We start from the raw sequence: 15,539 nt of genomic DNA, 5'->3' as shown, positions 1-15,539 counted from the left end.
CTCCTTCACCGCCACCAGCCTCGACGGCGCCTGGACCCCCAACGCCGCCAGCGAGGGCAACCCCTTCGCCGGCAAGGCCAACAGCGGCGCCACCTGGACCAACGACATCAGCCACGGCGACCTGGTCCGCACCAACCCCGACCAGACCAAGACCGTCGACCCCTGCAACCTCCAGCTCCTCTACCAGGGCCGCAGCCCCAACTCCGGCGGCGACTACGGCCTGCTGCCCTACCGGCCCGGCCTGCTGACCCAGCAACACTGACGACCCGGCACGGGCCCGGGTGGTCCTGACCGGAGACCGGGCAGGCATGGAGCGGCGGGTTCGGCACGGTGTCGAGCCCGCCGCGCCGGGTGCGCCGGGTGCGGTCCGTGTACGGTGATGCGGATCACGGCGCCCACCGCCGGCGGGCCGTACCGCTCACCGGCGCGTGTCTTCCAGGAGGCGAGCATGGTGACCACGGAGGACGTACGGCGGGTGGCGTGTTCGCTGCCCCGCACGACCGAGCATCTGATCCGCGACCGGATCAAGTTCCGGGTGGGGCGGATCGTCTACGTCTCGCTGTCCCGTGACGAGACCCTCATGGGGTTCGCCTTTCCCCGCGAGGAGCGCGCGGCGCTGGTGAGCTCCGACCCGGACAGGTTCCTCATGCCGGTGCCGTCCGACGAGCGGTTCAACTGGGTCCGGGTACGGCCGGCCACGCTCGACGCCGCCGAGCTCACGGAGATCGTGACCGACGCCTGGCGCATGGTCGTGCCCCGGCGGGTCGCCGCCGCGCACCTCGGGAACTGAGATCCACGAAGCGCGAAGGGCGCTCGGACCGAGGACCGGCCGCCGCCATGGCCTATGCCACCAGGACCGTTCTTCCGAGAGCGTGCCCGACGGCCGTCTCGTTGAACGCCCGGATGGCCGCCGTCTCCGCCGCCCTCACCCAGGCCAGACCGAGGATCGAGGGGGGCAGCCCCCTGACGGGGACGAAACTGACGTCCGGGCGCCTGTGGTGCACCGCCGTGGGGGTGCAGAACAACATGCCACCCCGGTTGAGCGCCACCTGGGTCAGGCCCTCCTGAGCGGTGGTCACCGCACCCGCCCTGGGAACGGGGCGGCCGGAGGGGGTGGCGGACGGCGCCGTACGCTCCCGCCACGTGCGCGGGGCCGGACCGTCCAGGCCGATCAGGGGAACGCCGGCCAGCTCCTCCGCGCTGATGCTCGAACGGGCGGCCAGCGGGTGACGCGAGGACACGCCCAGCCGGTACGAGACCCGGTTCAGCCCCTCGCCCGCCGCCAGATCGGGCTCCTCCACCGGGAGCAGCGTGAACGCGATGTCCACCTGCCCGGCCCGCAGCTTCCCGAAGGGATCGGAGAGCGGGATCTCCACGAGCTCCGCCCGGCACCCCGGGTACCGGTGCTCGAAGGCGCGCACGCTGCCGGTGACGACGTCCGTGGGTGTGGCGAGGAAGCCGATCCGGATAACACCTGTCACCTCGCGGGCGTCCGCCCTGGCTCGGCTGACGGCGTTCGCGAGGCCGTCGTAGGAGGGGCGCAGGTCGGCCAGGAACCGTTCACCCAGGGGTGTGAGGCTCACGCGCCTGCTGGTCCGCTGGAAGAGCCGGCCGCCGATCCTGTCCTCCAGTGAGCGTATGAGCTGGCTCACCCGGCCGGGTGACAGGTAGAGGCGCTCGGCCGTACGCGCGAAGTGCAGTTCCTCACCGAGCACGATGAAGCACTCCAGTTCCCTGAACTCCATCCTCACCTCCGCCTGAACCTCTGTCCGATCGTTTAGTCCACCTAAACCAAGCCTCCGGACTTCGGCATTGTTCCCGCCGGTGGACGGCAGAAGGCTGGACGGCATGACCATCACTGACGTCTCCCCCGCCGTCCGGGCGCGCTGGCTCGCGGTGTTCTCGGTCTCGGTGGGCACCTTCGCCATCGTGACCAGCGAGATGCTGCCCGTCGGCCTGCTGACCTCGATCTCCGCCTCCCTCGGCGTCTCCGACGGGACGGCCGGGCTGATGATGTCGGCGCCCGGGCTGGTCGCCGCCGTCTCCGCGCCCGTACTGGCGGTCACCGCCCGGCGGCTCGACCGCCGTGTCACGTTGCTGGGGCTGATGGCGCTGCTGGCGGTGGCCGACCTGCTGGGCGCGTTCGCGCCGAACTACCCCGTCATGCTGGCCGCCCGGGTGCTGACCGGAGTGAGCATCGGCGGGTTCTGGGCCTTCGCGGCGGGGCTCGGCCCCCGGCTGGTGCCCGAGAGGTCCGTCGGCCGGGCCACGTCGATCATCCTGTCCGGGGTGTCGGTGGCGTCGGTGCTGGGGGTGCCCGCGGGGACACTCATCTCCTCGTTCGCGGGGTGGCGGACCGCGTTCGTCTCCGTGGGGGTGCTGGCCCTGGCCCTGCTCGCGCTGCTGGCCGCCACCCTGCCGCCCCTCCCCGGCGAATCCCCGGCGGGGGCGGCCGAGCCGTCGCCCCGCGAGACCGCCTCCCCCACGCCGAAGGGACGGTCCCCCCGGCTCTCCGGCCCGCTCAAGGTCGTCCTCGTCCTGACCGGCCTGATCGTGTCCGGACACTTCGCGGCCTACACCTACGTCCGGCCGTTCCTGGAGCAGGTCTCACACGCCGGTCCCGCCTTCGTCAGCGCCGCCCTGCTCCTGTACGGCGCAGCGGGCGTGGCCGGCAACTTCGCGGCGGGCGCGTGGGCGGCCAGGAACCCCAGGCCGGTCCTGATCACACTGGCCGCGCTGATCGCGCTCTCCACGGCGGCGCTGCCCCTCGCCGCCCCACCCCTGATCATGCTCGTGGTGTGGGGTCTGGGCTACGGCGGCGTGGGGGTGGCGCTCCAGCTCTGGATCATGCGGTCGGGCGGCGGGGAGATGGGCACGGCCCTCTTCGTCGGCGCCTTCAACGTCTCCATCGCGTTCGGCTCGTTCGCCGGCGGCCGGATCGTGGACGGCGTGTCGCTCTCCGCGGTGATGTGGGCGGGAGCGGCGCTCGCCGTGATCGGCGCGGGTGTCGCGGGTGTCGCGGGCGTCGCGGGCGGGAGGGGACGGCCGGTCCGCCGAAGGGCCGTGCCCGGTTCTGACGCCGTGGCGGGAGAGGAGCGGGAGGTGAAAGGCTGCCCGGTGTGAAGATGCACGCCGATCAGCTGACGGTGCCGCCGGAGACGGTGCGCGCGCTGGTGGACGAGCAGTTCCCCCAGTGGCGGGACCTGCCCGTCGCCGCCGTCGCCTCCCAGGGGACGGTCAACGCCATCTTCCGCCTGGGCGACCGCTTCACGGCCCGGTTCCCCCTGCGGGCCGGGCAGGTCGGACCGACGCGGCGGTGGCTGGAGTCCGAGGCCGAAGCGGCCCGCGAGCTGGCGGGCCGTACGCGGTTCCCCACACCCGAGCCGGTCGCGCTCGGGGAGCCCGGCGCGGGATACCCGCTTCCGTGGTCGGTGCAGACGTGGCTGCCCGGCGTCGTGGCGACCGACGAGGATCCGGGGGGATCCGTCGCGTTCGCCCGCGACCTGGCCGAGCTCATCCGTGACCTGCGCGCGATCGGCACGGACGGCCGTACGTTCGCCGGCGACGGCAGGGGCGGCGATCTGAGGTCCCACGACGCGTGGATGGAGACCTGTTTCGAGAACAGCGAACGACTCCTGGACGTTCACCGGCTCCGCCGGATGTGGGAGGACCTCCGGAGCCTCCCGCGTACGGCGGGCGACGTGATGACCCACGGCGACCTCATCCCCGGCAACGTGCTCGTGTCGGCCGGACGGCTGGCCGGGATCCTCGACGTCGGCGGTTTCGGGCCGGCCGACCCCGCCCTGGACCTCGTGGGCGCCTGGCACCTGCTCGAAGCCGGGCCGCGGCGGGTGCTCCGCCGGGAGCTCGGGTGCGACGACCTCGAATGGGAGCGGGGCAGGGCGTGGGCCTTCCAGCAGGCGATGGGGGTCGTCTGGTACTACCTGGAGACCAACCCGGCCATGAGCCGGATGGGCCGGCGCACCCTGGAGCGCATCCTGGCGGAGCCCCTCTCCCCGCACCGATAGCGGAAAACAGGCGCCCGCGATGAGGCCGAGGCTCCGGATCGTCCTTCGCAGGTCCTCACCGTACGCTTCCCGGCCGACCGGCCGACCGGCGGGCGGTCGCGGGAGAGCTCATCTGCGTCAAACGGACCGGTCCACCGGGATCGGTGGAAACAGGCACGGGTGGACGGCCCGGCGAAGCCTAGACTTACGGCATGCCGATCCACCTGACCCTGCTCGACGGTGTGCGGTGGCAGGGACGGCCGGTGGTCGGCGAGAGGGCTCAGGCTCTGCTCGCGGCCCTCGCGCTCGACTGCCGGACCGTGAGCGCGGACCGGCTCGTCGCGGAGGTCTGGGGGGACGGCGAGCCGGCCAACCCCGCGAAGGCGCTGCAGGTCCTGGTGTCCAGGACCAGGTCGGTCATGGGGCCCGCGTCGCTGGTCACGGAGGGGACCGGCTACCGGCTCGGGGTTCCGTCCGACCGGATCGACGCCGGTCGGCTGCACGCTCTGGCGGGCCGGGCGGAGGCGCTGCTCGCCGGGAATCCCGCCGCGGCGGCCGCGGCGGCGGAGGAGGCGCTCGCGCTGGGAGCCGGGGCGCTGCCGTCCGAGGGGGGCGGCCCGCTGGCCGAGGTGCGCCGCCGCGCGGAACACGACCTGGCGTCCGCGCGGGTCGTGCTCGCCCGGGCCCGGAGCCGGAGCGGTGACCACGGCCCCGCCCTGCCCGGCCTGGAGGAGGCCGTGCGCGTCCGCCCCGAGGACGAGGGACTGCTCGCCGACCTGCTGCACAGTGAGGCGGCGGTGCGCGGAACGGGCGCCGCGCTGGACCGCTTCGAGCGCTACCGTTCGGACCTTCGCGACCGGATCGGCGCCGACGTGGGCCCGGAGCTGCGGCGGGTCCACCGCGAGCTGCTGGCACTCGACAGCCCCGTGCGCGCCGGCGTGCGGTTCGACGCGACACCGCTGCTCGGCCGCGACGAGGACCTCCGGCGGGTGCGGGCGCTGCTCGCCGCCTCCCGGGTGGTCTCGGTCCTCGGTCCGGGCGGGCTCGGCAAGACCCGGCTCGCCCACGCCGTCGCCCGCGAGGCCCCGCAGCCGGTGGTGCACTTCGTCGAACTGGTCGGCGTGACCGCGCCCGAGGACCTGGTCGGCGAGGTCGGGTCGGCGCTCGGTGTCCGCGACTCGGTGGCCGGGCGCCGCACGCTCAGCCCGCGGCAGCGCGCCGACGTCCGCGCCCGGATCGCCCAGCAGCTCGACCTGGCCCCGGCGCTGCTGGTGCTCGACAACTGCGAGCACCTGGTGGAGGCGGTCGCCGACCTGGTCTCCTATCTGGCCGCGACCACGCGGGAGCTGCGCGTCCTCACCACGACCCGCTCGCCGCTGGCGATCGCCGCCGAACGCGTCTATCCGCTGCCCCAGCTGGGGACCGGTGACGCCGCCCGGCTGTTCCGTGACCGCGCGACCGCGGCCCGGCCCGGCGTGCGCCTCGACACCGGCGACGTGCACGCCGTCGTGGCCCGCCTGGACGGCCTGCCCCTCGCGATCGAACTGGCCGCCGCGAAGGTGCGGGTGATGTCACCGGCCGAGATCGCCCGCCGGCTGGAGGACAGGTTCACGCTGCTGCGCGGCGGCGACCGGAGCGCCCCCTCCCGGCACCAGACGCTGCTGGCGGTGATCGACTGGTCCTGGAACCTCCTCGGCGAGCGGGAGCGCCGGGCCCTGCGCCGCCTCTCGGCCTTCCCGGACGGCTTCGCCCTCGACGCGGCGGAGGAGGTGCTCGGCTGCGACGCCCCCGGCGACGTCCCAGGCGGCCCCCTCGGTGACGCCTCCGGTGACCCCCTCGGTGACGCCCTCGGCGACGCCCTCGGGGATGTCGAGGAACTCGTGGAGCAGTCCCTGCTCACCGTCGTGGAGACGGCCGACGGGGTCCGTTACCGCATGCTGGAGACGGTGCGCGAGTTCGGCCGGATGCGGCTGGACGCGGCCGGCGAGACCGCCGGGGCGCGCGCCGCCGTACGCGCGTGGGCCGTGGGGTACGCCGGCCGGCACGGCGTCCGGCTGTACTCGCCGGAGCAGGTCGACGCGATGGACCGGCTGCGTCCGGAGGAGACGAACCTCGCCGACGTCCTGCGCGAGGCCCTCACCGAACCCGACCCCGAAGCGGTCACGGTGCTGTTCTCCGCTCTGAGCGGCTACTGGACGATCCGCGGGGACCATCCGCGCAGCATCGTCCTCAGCCCGGCCGTCGCCGCCGCCCTGGACGGCTGGACGCCTCCGCCCCGGCTCCTCGACCCGGCCCGGATGGCCCTGAGCATGGCGCTGTTCAGCACCGTCATGGCCGCCTCCGAGGAGTCCGCGACCTCGTTCCGGTCGCTGTCCGAGCTGGGCGCCGACTCGGCGAACCCCGCCGTCCGGGCGCTGGTGACGGCCCTGCTCGCCATGGTGTCGGATCCCGAGCACGGCCTGGACGAGCTGGCCGCCGGCCCCGACCCGCTGACCCGTCAGATCGCGCTGCACTGGCTGAGCCACGGCCGGGAGAACGCCGGCGACCCGGCCGGCGCGATCGAAGCCGCCCGCGCCGCGCTCGAACTCGTCGGCGACGACGGCGGCCCCTGGCCCCGGGCGCTGCTGAACACCCAGCTGGCCTCCCTGCACGCGCATCTCGGTGACTCCGCGGCGGCGGCCGGGCATGCCGCCGAGGCGATCCCGGTGCTCGAACGCCTCGGGGCGGTGGAGGACGCCGTCCAGCTCCGCGCCGCCCTCGCCATGACGGTGCTCGCCGAGGGGCGCCGCGACGAGGCGGCACGGATGATCGACGACCTGGAGGCGCTGGCTTCCCGGGGCGCATATCAGGGCGCCTACCAGGGCACCTACGGCGACACCCTGTCGGTCGCCGCCGCCAGGGCCGAGCTGGCCCTCGCCGACGGCGACGTCGCCGAAGGGCTGCGGCGGCACCGCGAGACCGCCGAGACGCTCAGGAACCTGCGCATCCCGGGCGCGCCGGGGGGTTTCCCGCCGTGGGTCGTCCTGGGCGAGGTCGTCGCGCTCTCGGCGCTCGCGCAGTACGGCGAGGGCGACGACGGCGCGGACCTCTTCGCGTCGCTGCGGTCCGAGATCCTGGTCGCGTTCGGCCCGGACCGCGCCTTCCCGGACCTCCCCGTGATAGGGATGGCGCTCGCCGGGCTGGGCCTCTGGGGTCTGCTGAAAGGGGCGATGCCCACCGAGGAGGCCGTCCGGATGCTCGTGCTCGCCGACCGGTTCGCCTACAGCCGGTTCACCCCGACGATGCGGTGGGCGGCGCTGTCCGCGCACGCCGAGCGTGTCGCTCCCGGCGTCCTCTCCCGCATCGACGCCGAGTACGGCGAACGACGCGGCCCCGACCTGCTGGCCGAGGCCCGTGCCGCCCTGGAGCGGCTGGTCTGACACTCCGGAGCGGGGGTCGGGCACCGGCTACATCTTGCGGGAGTAGGAGCGGACCGCCAGCGGAGCGAAGATCGCGATGACGACCACGCAGCCGATGACCGCCCAGCCGACCTCGGCCGTCACGGCCCCGTCGTTGAAGAGGTCGCGCACCGCTGAGACGACGTGCGACACCGGGTTGACCTTGACGAACGCCTCCAGCCAGCCGGGCAGCGTCTCGGCGGGGACGAAGGCGTTGGACAGGAAGGTCAGCGGGAACATGATCATCATCGAGATGCCCTGGACGCTCTGCGCCGAACGCGCCATCGTGCCCAGCCAGGTGAAGATCCACGCCAGCGACCAGCCCGCGAACACGGTGAGCGCGATGCCCCCGACGCAGCCGAACACGCCGCCGCCGGGACGATAGCCGATGAGCAGGCCGGTGAGGAGCGTCAGGACCGACGCCATTCCGTAACGGATCAGATCGGCGATCATCGGGCCTGCCAGGGGGGCGATCCTCGCGATCGGCAGGGACTTGAAGCGGTCGAAGACCCCCTTGTCCATGTCCTCACGCAGCTGCACGCCCGTCGCCATGCAGACGGTCAGGGCGGTCTGGGCGAGGATGCCGGGGATCAGCACCGGGAGGTAGTCCGACACGCTGCCGGAGATCGCGCCGCCGAAGATGAACGCGAACATCGCGGTGAACAGCAGGGGCTGGATGAGGACGTCGAAGAACTGCTCGGGCTTGCGGCGCATCTTCTTCAGCGCCCGCCACGCCATGGCCAGGGTCTGGACCCCGGTCTCCTGGAGCGAGCTGTGGGACGTGGTGCGGGCGACCGCGGCGGCCGGGTCGACGCGCCGGGCGGCGCGGCCGGAGGGGGTCGCCGGGGTCGTCAGGGTCGCCGGGGCCGGGGTGCTCGTGGTCATCGGGCCGCCTCCATGAGGGGTTCGCCGGCCTGGGGTTCGCCGGTTCGGGATTCGTCGGCGCCGTGGCCGGTCAGCGCCAGGAAGACCTCGTCCAGCGTCGGCTTGGCGACGCTCATCGAGGAGATGCCGATGCCCGCCTCCCGCAGGCCGATCAGGACGTCCGCGGCCCGGTCGGGATCGGGCAGGGGGATGTTCATCCGTCCCGACTCCGGGGTCAGGACCGGCTCCTCGGCCAGCAGCCGGCGGACGACGTCCGCGGCCAGGGCGATGTCGGAGCCGTCCGCGAGGCCGAGCTGCAGGGTCGAGTCGCCGACCTGGGTCTTCAGGGCGTCGGGAGTGTCCTCGGCGACCTTCCGGCCCCGATCGATCACGGCCACGCGGCCGGCCAGCTGGTCGGCCTCGTCCAGGTACTGGGTGGTGAGGAGGATCGTGGAGCCGTCGGTGACCAGCTCGCGGATCGTGTCCCACATCTGGCCCCGGGTCCTCGGGTCGAGACCGGTCGTGGGCTCGTCCAGGAAGATCAGGGGCGGGCGGGTGATCAGACTGGACGCCAGGTCCAGGCGGCGGCGCATGCCGCCGCTGAAGTGGGCCAGGGGACGGTCGGCCGCCTCCTGGAGACCGAAGCGCTCCAGCAGGTCACCGGCGACGGCCTTGGCCCGGGTGCTCGTCAGGCCCTGCAGGCGGGCGAACAGCCGCAGGTTCTCCCGGGCGGTCAGGTCCTCGTCCACCGAGGCGTACTGACCGGTGACGCCCACCAGCTGCCGGATGCGATGGGGTTCCCGCCGGACGTCGACACCGAAGATCTCCGCGTGTCCGCCGTCGATCGGGAGCAGGGTGGCGAGCATCCGGAGCATGGTGGTCTTGCCCGCCCCGTTGGGGCCCAGAACCCCGAAGATCTCGCCCTGCCGTACGTGGAGATCGACTTCGTCCACGGCCCGGAAGTCTCCGAAGTCCTTGACCAGGCCGTCGGCCCGGACGGCGTCGAGGTCCGCCATGACGCCTCCTCTCTGACGCCGGGCACCTCCCGGCCTCGGAGAAGAGCTTCCGCGTCGCCGGCTTCACCGCGGCTTCACGGTGGTTTCACCGCCGGACCGGCGGTTTCACCGCCGGACCGGCGGTTTCATCACCGGACCGGCGGTCTCACCGGTTCCGGCGCCCCGGATACGGCCGGCGACGGCGACCTCGATCCCGCCCGGTTCCACCGGCTCCGGCGCCCCGGGTACGGCGGGCGACGGCGGCCCCGATCCCACCCGGCGGTCTCGCCGCCGGACGAACGCGGGCGTCCGCCGGAGAGCGCGTCAAAGCCGGCGCAGCACCTCCATGGCGTCCCCCTCGACGCGCGAGAGATCGCGGAGGATGGCCCCGGCCTGTTCGAGATGTCCCGCGTCGCCGCTCTCCCCGGCCTTCGCGATCAGGGCGGCCACGTCCGTCCACAGGATGGCGGCCTCGGCGTACAGCCTCTGACCGGTGCGGAGGCCGGCGTCGCCGACCAGCTCGGCGCACTCGCCGAGGAAGTCGCGGTAGAGAGCGCGGAACAGGGAGCCGCCGGTGCCGGCCTCCTCCATGAGGACGGCCGCCTGCGGCAGGTCCCGCCGCGGGTCGCCCGCGCGCAGCAGCCATCCGGGTACCCGCTCGGCGGCCTTCCCGATGCCCCGGTGGCCGAGGTTCGCGATGGGAGCGGACAGGAAGGCGGCGGCGCAGTCCCTGACGGCGGGGACGACCTGGTCCTGCCAGCGGGGCGGGCGCTCCGGCAGGGCGATGGTGAAGGACCGGTTCCTGGCGGTCATCGGGCCGCGTTCGGCCCGCGCCAGGGCCAGGGCGGCCCGGCCGGTGCGCACCGCCCCGCCCTGCTGCCCGGTGTCCACCAGGTGCACGTCGTGCTCGTCGTAGCCGTACATGGCGACGACGTGGCCGCCGAAGTGCACCTTGGACCGGAAGTACTCCAGGTGGTAGCAGTCGAGCTGGAGGCCGACCGGCCGGCCGGCGTCGACGGGGGCGGCCGCGTTCTCCCACGCCCTGCGCGGCGAGGCGGTCTCCTTGACCTCCAGGGTCAGTCCCAGCCTGGCGGTCAGGTTCCTGGTGAGCTCGAAGGGCCTGACGCGGCCTCCGAGGAAGGGGAACTCCATGCCCTTGGCGTCCCAGTAGACGAAGGACAGGCCCGAGCCCAGCCCGAACAGCATGGGCTCGGACAGGTCGAGTCCCTCGTGCCGCAGCAGCACCCCCAGCGCCGTCGTCTCACAGTGGTGCGTGTCACGCGCCTCGACGCCCTTCACGATGGTCATACGTCGCCCTCCTCGGCAACCGGGCGACCGGCGCGCCGCCACCTCCCTGGCCGGCCGCCAGGCTCGTCAGCGGCAATCATGGGATCTCCCACAGGGGGAGAGTCCAGCCGCGCGATCCTCACCTCGCCGGCCGCCCCTCTTCTCATCACCGGCCCGGCTCAGGGCATGGCCCTGACGCGGGCGGCCTGCTCCTCCTGGACCTCGCGGGCGGTGCGCAGGAAGCCGAGGATGACGGCCAGTTCGTCCGGCCCGTACTCCTGCAAAGCCTGGACGCCCGCCTGACCGACGGGCACGAAGATCTCGGCTTCGGCCGACCGGGCGGCATCGGTCGCGGCGACCAGGACACGGCGGCGGTTGCCCGGATCGGCGGAACGGCCCACCATGCCCGCGCGTTCCAGCCGGTCGATGACCGTAGTGGTGGCCGCGGGGCTCAGCTTCAGCGCGGCACTGATCCGGCCCGCGGACACCGGCCCCTCGGCCAGGACCACATCGAGGCAGCGCAGGTCGGTGCGGTTGAGGCCGAGCCGGGCGGCGGCCGCCTCGTCGAAGGCGTCGACGCTCTGCTGCAGCCGCCGGAGCTCCATGGCGATCTCTCCGATGACACTATATTTCGACACTCGAATCTTTCTGTTATCGTACATTTCGTTAAACGAAACGAAGATATCACTCATGGAGGCATCACCATGCGCTCGACCGCCCCCGCCGGACCCGTCTCCGACCCTCGAACCGACACCGCCCAGATCGAGCAACTCTTCGCCGACTTCATGGCGGCCTGGACGGCGGGTGACGCCAAAGCGTTCGGCGAGCTGTTCACCGACGACTCCGACTACGTCTCCTACGACGGCACCATCGCCCACGGCCGCCGGACCCACCAGCACAACCACGACAAGCTCTTCCGCGGCGTCCTGGCCGGCTCGGCGCTGGTCGGCGACCTGGAGTCGATCCGCCATCCCACACCGGACGTGGCGATCGCGCACGGCACGGCCTCCGTCCTGATGCCCTGGCGGTCCACGCTCCCCAGGCGACGGCTGTCCCGGCAGACCATCGTCGCGGTGCGTACGGAGACCGGCTGGAAGATCGACGCCATCCACAACGGCCGCGTCCGCCCCGTCACCGTCCCCGAACCCGGCAGCCTCCCCTCCAGGATGTCCCGGCTGATGACACGCGCCGCCCATCGGCTCGGCCTCCACCGGCGCCGGCCCCGCGGAACGGCGTGACCGGCCCCTCTCCCCCGCTCCGACGGCGAAGGCCCGGACCGGGGTCCCCGGTCCGGGCTCCGATCCCCTCCGGAATCCTCCCGGTTCCGCACGTGGCCGCCGCCCCGGCCGATCGGGCCTCGCCGGTACGGCATCGCCTCCGGGAGTGACCTCCGGGGGCGGGAGGGTCAGACGCCGTCCTCCCGGGCGGCCTGCTCGGAGGCCTGGTCCTCCCGGGCGGCCTGCTCGGAGGCCTGGCGGATCCGTTCGATCTGCGCCTGGGTGACGTTGAGCGTGCCGAACTCCCTGACCGCCTGGTAGTAGCTCCAGGCGAGGCCGTTGCAGGTGCTCCTGGGGATGGTGGAGTAGCCGGCGCAGACCTGCTTCATGTCGAAGTAGAACGAGTCGTCGATGCGCGACTTGTTCGCCGGGAACTGACCCACCGCCTTGTAGTTGCGGTAGCCGAAGTCGTGACGCCGGCACGGCATCCTGAAGTCGAAGCCGAGCGGCTGGTCGGGGCTCGCCGAGCAGAGGTCGGTCGACCAGTCGAAGGCGTACTCCGCCCAGCTCCCCTGGTTCTGCCAGGCGGAGCGCCAGGCGGCGGCGCTGGACGACGTGGGCTGGCTGAAATTCGAAAGCGCGGCGAGCTTCTGTTCCGGTGTCACCGCGTAGGCGGGCAGCGCCGCCCCGAGTGACGCGACGAGGGAGAGTGCGACGGTTGCGAGGGCTCGTTTGACCATGGGGCTCCGCCTCAGGCTGGGGGGTACCTCTCGGGCAGGATCCTGCCATCGCCCAGAATGGCCTGGAATTCCCCGGCGCACCGGAACGGATCTTCGTCAAGTCCAAGGTCAACATTTGTCAGCAAAAGCCGTTTACGGCGCTTACAGTTCGACGTAGGACCGTACGGGTTCTCCGGTGCGTCCCAGGAGGGCGCGGACCTCCTCGGCCTCCGGAACCCGGAGCTCGCCGTACAGGTCGAGGGCCAGCCGCGCGTGCTCATGGGCCCGCGCCGGGTCCCCGAGCGCAAGGTGGGCGCGGGCCAGACCGTCATGGGCGCGCGCCTGTTCCGGCCGGTTGCGCGTCAGGTCGGCGAGGGCGAGCGCGGCCGTGTGCTCCTCCACCGCCCGGACCGGGTCTCCCGCCGCCTCGGCCAGCCCGTTGAGCGCGGACGCCTCGCCGGCGGTGTCGCCGAACCCTCGGTGGAGAGCCGCGGCCTGCTCGTGGCGGGTGCGCGCCCGGACGAGCTCACCCTGGTGCCGCAGGACGACGCCGAGATGGTCGAGGGTCGTCGCCTCCCCGGCCGGGTTGCCGATCTTCCGGTGGAGCTCCAGCGCCAGGTCGAGGTGGCGCCGGGCCTCCTGCGGACGACCCGTCCGGTCGAGGACGAGGGCGAGGATGCCGAGCACGTGGGCCTCGCCCCACGTGTCGGCGCCGATCCGGGTGAGGTCGAGCGCCTGCCTGAGGTACCGTTCCGCCGGTTCGTCCTGCCTCCGCCGCAGGGCCACGTTGCCCAGGGTGAGCAGGGCCCGAGCCCGTTCGGCCGCCTCCTCACACACGTCGAGGGCCTGGTGCGCGTGCTCCTCCGCCCGCTCGTACTCGCCGAGCCGCCAGTGGGTCCACGCCAGGTCGGTGAGCGCCCGCGCCTCGAACTCGCGGCGGCCGAGCGCACGACTGCGCCGGAGCGACAGGGTGTGGAGGGTGAGCGCGTCGTCGTGGTGCGCCTGCCGGTCGAGATAGGGGCGCATCGCCAGGGCCAGCATGCCCAGGCAGATCTCCGGCCCGTGGACGGCGGTCGCGATGATGTTGGAACGCTCGGCGTCGAGCCAGGCGATCGCCTCCGCGGCGTCGCGGACGGGCGCGATCGGGGTGTCCGGCCGGGGGACGCCCTCCCGCTCGCTCAGGTTGTCGGGGAAGAGCAGGTCCATCGCCGCGCGGGCGCGGTGCAGGTAGTAGGTGAGCAGCCGCAGGACGGCTCCGTCGTCCTCGGCGATCGAGCGCGCGTGCTCGCGGAGCAGGTCATGGAAGGTGTACCGGCCCGGTTCGAGCTGTAGGAGCATGTGGGCGTCGAGGAGACCTTCGAGGAGCTCCTCCGCCTCGTCCTCCGGGATCCCCGCCAGCGCGGCCGCGCCGCGGGCGTCGATGTCACGACCGGGCACCAGCCCGAGCAGGCGGAACATGCGCTGCTCGGCGTCGTCCAGCTGCTCGTAGGAGAGGGTGAAGGCCGCCGACACCCCGTCCAGCAGCCGGCGGCGCTCCCGCAGCCGGTCCGCCAGGTAGGAGACGGTCCAGCGCGGCCGGTGCTGGAGGCGGGCGGCCGAGAGCCGGATGGCGAGCGGGAGACGCCCGCAGAGCCGCAGCACCTCGCGCGCGGCGTCCGGCTCGCGGCGGGCGCGTTCGCCCACGATCCGCTCGAACAGCCCGGCGGCGTCCTCCTCGCTCGGCACGTCCACCGAGAGCGCCTGCGCGCCGTCCAGGTCGACGAGCCGCCACCTGCCGGTGACCAGGACGAGGGTGTCGGAGTGCCCCGGCAGAAGGGGACGCACCTGCTCGGCGTCGAGGACGTTGTCCAGTACGGCGAGCACCCGGCGGCCGGTCAGCTCGGCGCGCCAGAGGGCGCCCCGCTCGGCGGATGAGACCGGGATGCGGTCCGCGGGCACCCCGAGCTGGCGGAGGAGGGCCTCCAGCGCGGAGGCGGCGTCGAGCGGCTCCCGGCCCGCGGTGTGGGCCAGCAGGTCGATGAAGAGCCGGCCGTCCGGGTAGCGGGCGGCCAGCCGGTGGGCCGCGTGGACGGCGAGCGTGGTCTTGCCGATCCCGGCCATGCCGTCGATCGTGACGACCGCCGGTCCGCGCCGCTCGCCGACGAGCCGCTCCAGCTCGGCGGCCCGCCCGGAGAAGTCGGGGATGTCGTAGGGCAGGAAGGTGGAGCGGCGTGGCGGCCCGGGAACGGCCGGAGCCGTGCCGGCGAGGCGCAGGGCAGGGTCGTCCGCCAGGACCGCCCGCTCCAGCTCGGTGAAGGCGTGCCCGGGGTCGAGGCCCTGTTCGTCCGCGAGAGCCGTACGGTACGCGCGCGCCGCGGCGAGGGCGTCGGCCTGCCGTCCCGCCCGGTGCAGGGCCAGGACGAGATGGCCGTTGAGCTTCTCGCGGAGCGGGTTGACGGCCGCCTGGGCGGCGAGCCCGTCGAGCAGGTCGCCGTGCCGCCCGGCGGCGAGCTCGCCCTCCACCAGGCGCTCGTAGGCCGAAAGGCGCCGGTCGTTCCAGAGCTCCCGGACGCCGTCGGCGTAGTGCGCGTGCACGTCCTCCAGGGCCTCACCGCTCCACAGGTCCAGGGCCTCGCGTAGCGCGCCGGCGGCCACCAGCCCGGTGAACTCCCGCGCGTCGACCTGTCCGGGCTCCGGCCGCGCGACGTAGCCGCCGGCACGCGTCTCGAGCAGCTCCGCGGCTCCCGCGCCGCGCAGCACCCTGCGGAGCGCGGTGATCGAGGCGTGGATCTGCGACCGGGCGGTGTCGGGCCGGTCGTGGCCCCACATCGCCTCGATCAGCCGCTCGATGCCGATCACCCGACCGGCGTTGAGCAGGAGGTAGGCCAGCACCGCGCGATGACGCGGGGCGATGCCGGTCAGTGGCTCGCCGTCCAGGACCACCTGGACGGGGCCGAGAAGAGTGAACCGCAGCATCGTCCCCCCGTGGTCACCGCATCGCACGCGCATCGCGAATGTATCAACCCGGTCGGAC

At 73.4% G+C, this 15,539-nt stretch carries 13 protein-coding genes; 6 read left to right on the top strand and 7 right to left on the bottom strand.

What is annotated here, in order from left to right; all coding sequences use genetic code 11:
• Both AB0D67_RS18950 and AB0D67_RS18945 read left to right on the top strand, forming a co-directional pair.
• Window positions 1–262 (top strand): non-reducing end alpha-L-arabinofuranosidase family hydrolase (locus AB0D67_RS18950; RefSeq protein ID WP_362936745.1); only part of this gene is annotated, 262 nt, incomplete at its 5' end.
• Between the two features lie 186 nt (window positions 263–448).
• Window positions 449–790, top strand: coding sequence for an MmcQ/YjbR family DNA-binding protein (locus AB0D67_RS18945; protein ID WP_362936742.1), 342 nt, complete (start codon window positions 449–451; stop codon window positions 788–790).
• Between the two features lie 52 nt (window positions 791–842).
• On the opposite strand, the gene AB0D67_RS18940 is transcribed toward AB0D67_RS18945, so the two are convergent.
• On the bottom strand, window positions 843–1,745 hold the full coding sequence (locus AB0D67_RS18940) for a LysR family transcriptional regulator (RefSeq protein ID WP_362936739.1): 903 nt from the start codon (window positions 1,743–1,745) through the stop codon (window positions 843–845).
• Window positions 1,746–1,848: 103 nt separating this feature from the next.
• On the opposite strand from AB0D67_RS18940, the gene AB0D67_RS18935 reads away from it, so the two are divergent.
• From AB0D67_RS18935 to AB0D67_RS18925, 3 genes are all read left to right on the top strand, one after another.
• Window positions 1,849–3,123: an MFS transporter gene (locus AB0D67_RS18935; protein ID WP_362936736.1), complete on the top strand. Its 1,275-nt coding sequence runs from the start codon at window positions 1,849–1,851 to the stop codon at window positions 3,121–3,123.
• A 2-nt stretch (window positions 3,124–3,125) separates the two neighbouring features.
• Entirely contained in the window at window positions 3,126–4,028 is a 903-nt protein-coding gene (locus AB0D67_RS18930; protein ID WP_362936733.1) for an aminoglycoside phosphotransferase family protein, read from the top strand.
• Between the two features lie 191 nt (window positions 4,029–4,219).
• Entirely contained in the window at window positions 4,220–7,426 is a 3,207-nt protein-coding gene (locus AB0D67_RS18925; protein WP_362936730.1) for a BTAD domain-containing putative transcriptional regulator, read from the top strand.
• Window positions 7,427–7,453: 27 nt separating this feature from the next.
• Here AB0D67_RS18925 and AB0D67_RS18920 read toward each other — a convergent pair whose 3' ends face one another.
• The 4 genes from AB0D67_RS18920 to AB0D67_RS18905 all read right to left on the bottom strand — a co-directional run bounded on the left by AB0D67_RS18920 (window position 7,454) and on the right by AB0D67_RS18905 (window position 11,252).
• Window positions 7,454–8,329 carry an ABC transporter permease gene (locus AB0D67_RS18920; RefSeq protein WP_362936727.1) on the bottom strand — a complete coding sequence of 292 codons (876 nt, stop codon included), beginning with the start codon at window positions 8,327–8,329 and terminating at the stop codon, window positions 7,454–7,456.
• A complete protein-coding gene (locus tag AB0D67_RS18915) occupies window positions 8,326–9,324 on the bottom strand; it encodes an ATP-binding cassette domain-containing protein (RefSeq protein ID WP_362936724.1) in 999 nt (332 codons plus the stop codon). The genes AB0D67_RS18920 and AB0D67_RS18915 overlap by 4 nt, the downstream gene beginning before the upstream one ends.
• Window positions 9,325–9,627: 303 nt before the next feature.
• Window positions 9,628–10,611: a BtrH N-terminal domain-containing protein gene (locus AB0D67_RS18910; RefSeq protein WP_362936721.1), complete on the bottom strand. Its 984-nt coding sequence runs from the start codon at window positions 10,609–10,611 to the stop codon at window positions 9,628–9,630.
• Between the two features lie 158 nt (window positions 10,612–10,769).
• Complete coding sequence (locus tag AB0D67_RS18905; RefSeq protein ID WP_362936718.1) at window positions 10,770–11,252, bottom strand: MarR family transcriptional regulator; 483 nt, start codon at window positions 11,250–11,252, stop codon at window positions 10,770–10,772.
• 42 nt (window positions 11,253–11,294) lie between these two features.
• Here AB0D67_RS18905 and AB0D67_RS18900 point away from each other — a divergent pair, with 42 nt between their 5' ends.
• Window positions 11,295–11,828: an SgcJ/EcaC family oxidoreductase gene (locus AB0D67_RS18900; RefSeq protein ID WP_362936715.1), complete on the top strand. Its 534-nt coding sequence runs from the start codon at window positions 11,295–11,297 to the stop codon at window positions 11,826–11,828.
• Between the two features lie 167 nt (window positions 11,829–11,995).
• On the opposite strand, the gene AB0D67_RS18895 is transcribed toward AB0D67_RS18900, so the two are convergent.
• Window positions 11,996–12,547, bottom strand: coding sequence for a phospholipase (locus AB0D67_RS18895; protein WP_362936712.1), 552 nt, complete (start codon window positions 12,545–12,547; stop codon window positions 11,996–11,998).
• Window positions 12,548–12,688: 141 nt separating this feature from the next.
• Window positions 12,689–15,514 carry a BTAD domain-containing putative transcriptional regulator gene (locus AB0D67_RS18890; protein WP_362936709.1) on the bottom strand — a complete coding sequence of 942 codons (2,826 nt, stop codon included), beginning with the start codon at window positions 15,512–15,514 and terminating at the stop codon, window positions 12,689–12,691.
• Between the last annotated feature and the right edge of the window lie 25 nt (window positions 15,515–15,539).

Source organism: Streptosporangium sp. NPDC048047 (assembly GCF_040653115.1).
In the GTDB taxonomy this organism is placed as follows: Bacteria; Actinomycetota; Actinomycetes; order Streptosporangiales; family Streptosporangiaceae; genus Streptosporangium.
This window is presented reverse-complemented; position numbering and strand designations above follow the sequence as displayed.